General features: G+C 65.0%; 2 protein-coding genes. Both read right to left on the reverse strand.

Going from position 1 to position 1,973, the window contains the following annotated elements; translation table 11 throughout:
• On the reverse strand, positions 1–524 hold a 524-nt coding region (locus RMO81_RS10605; RefSeq protein ID WP_310475826.1), incomplete at its 3' end, for a fructose-bisphosphatase class II.
• A 66-nt stretch (positions 525–590) separates the two neighbouring features.
• Positions 591–1,883 carry a homoserine dehydrogenase gene (locus RMO81_RS10610; RefSeq protein WP_310475827.1) on the reverse strand — a complete coding sequence of 431 codons (1,293 nt, stop codon included), beginning with the start codon at positions 1,881–1,883 and terminating at the stop codon, positions 591–593.
• Between the last annotated feature and the right edge of the window lie 90 nt (positions 1,884–1,973).

A 1,973-nucleotide genomic window follows, 5' to 3' on the forward strand; every position in this document is an offset into this window, starting at 1 on the left:
CAGATGATGATGTCAGCCGGGGCCACGCCCTTGGCGGCGGCCACGGCCTTCACATTTTCGGTCGGGCTTTTGGTCAGGCTGATGACGCCTTCGGGATAGCCGGGGCCAACCGCGATCTTGTCCATGTAAACGTCGGGCGCGTTCAGCAGCCCGCCTTCTTCGGCAATAGCCAGCACCGCCAGTGCGTTGGGGCCGGCCTTGGCGGTGATAGTGGTGCCTTCCAGCGGATCCAGGGCGATATCGATGCGCGGGCCGGTGCCAATTGCACGACCCACTTTTTCGCCGATGAACAGCATCGGGGCTTCGTCACGCTCGCCTTCGCCGATCACCACGGTGCCATCGAAATCCAGCATGTTGAGTGCGCCGCGCATGGCTTCGACAGCGGCGGCATCGGCGGCTTTTTCATCGCCGCGCCCGATCTGTTTGGAAGCGCCAATGGCGGCATATTCGGTGACGCGCACCATTTCGAGCACGAGCACACGATCAAGCGCCGTCGAAGGCTGCACTGGGCTGGAAGCCGTCATCTGTTGTTCCCACCGTCGAATCAAGGATGTCACGCCTTACGCCTGGCACGGCAAAGGCGGAAGGCCTCAAAAATCCAATATGTGCATCATCACCGGCTGCCCGCTCACCGCTGGCGAGGCTGCCATGCGGGCCAGGCTGTCGAGCACATCGGCTTCGCGGGCTTCGTGGGTGACCATCACCACCATGGCATCGCCGCCCGCCGACGTGCCATGCTGCACCAGGCTTTCGATGGAGACACCGCAATCCCGAAGTGCGGCCGTCAGCTCGGCCAGCACGCCGGCCCGATCAGCCACCGACAGGCGCAGATAGTAACGCCCACGCCGGTCTGCCGCCGGGGCGCGGGGCAGAGCGGCCAGATCAGCCACCGGCATCACGAACGGCGGGCGCACATCGCCGCGCGCAATATCGATCAGATCGGCCACCACGGCGCTGGCGGTTGGCCCTTCGCCGGCACCGCGACCCTGGAAGAACAGCCGGCCAACGAAATCGCCTTCCACTACCACCGCGTTCAGGCTGCCCATGGTGGTGGCAATCGGGTGATCGATCGGCACCAATGCCGGATGGACGCGCTGGAACAGTTGGCCGTTTTCGGCCTCGGCCAGACCGACCAGCTTGATGCGGAAGCCCAGCGCGGCGGCCTGGGCAATATCGGCGCTGGCGATCGCGCGGATACCGTGGGCGGCGACGCCGGCAAAATCGATGCGGGCGCCAAAGGCCAGCGCGGCCAGGATCGACAGTTTGTGGGCGGTGTCGATACCGTCGATGTCAAAGCTCGGGTCTGCCTCGGCAAAGCCCAGCGCCTGCGCGTCGGCGAGCACGGTGCCGAAATCTAGCCCTTCGGCTTCCATGCGCGACAGGATGTAATTGCAGGTGCCGTTCATCAGGCCATAAACGCGGGTGATGCGATTGGCGGCGGCGCCTTCGGAAATCCCCTTGATCACCGGGATGCCGCCGGCCACGGCCGCTTCATATTTCAGTGGCAGGCCGGCCTTTTCAGCGCTTTGCGCCAGTTCCATGCCATGATGGGCCAGCATCGCCTTGTTGGCTGTCACCAGCGGTTTGCCGGCGGCCAACGTGCGCCGCGCCAGCGTGAGCGCCGGGCCGTCGCTGCCGCCGATCAGTTCCACAACCACATCAACATCGTCGCGGGTGGCGAGTTCGGCGGCATCATCCACCCAGGCAATGCCATCAAGGCTGATGCCGCGATCCCGGCTGCGATCCCGCGCACACACGGCGGTGACCACGATGGGCCGGCCAGCGCGTTTGGCCACCAGTTCGGCGTTGGTGCTGAGGATTTTTACCACCCCCGCGCCAACATTGCCCAGCCCGGCAAGGCCGATGCGCAGCATGTTTGCCATGGTTCAGGTGCTCGCGTTGGCAGCAGGCGTGTTGACGCCCATCGATTGCAGATATTTGCGGATATTGCGCGCGGCTTGGCGCAGGCGCTG

The organism is Sandarakinorhabdus sp., assembly GCF_031422795.1.
Taxonomy (GTDB): Bacteria; Pseudomonadota; Alphaproteobacteria; order Sphingomonadales; family Sphingomonadaceae; genus Sandarakinorhabdus.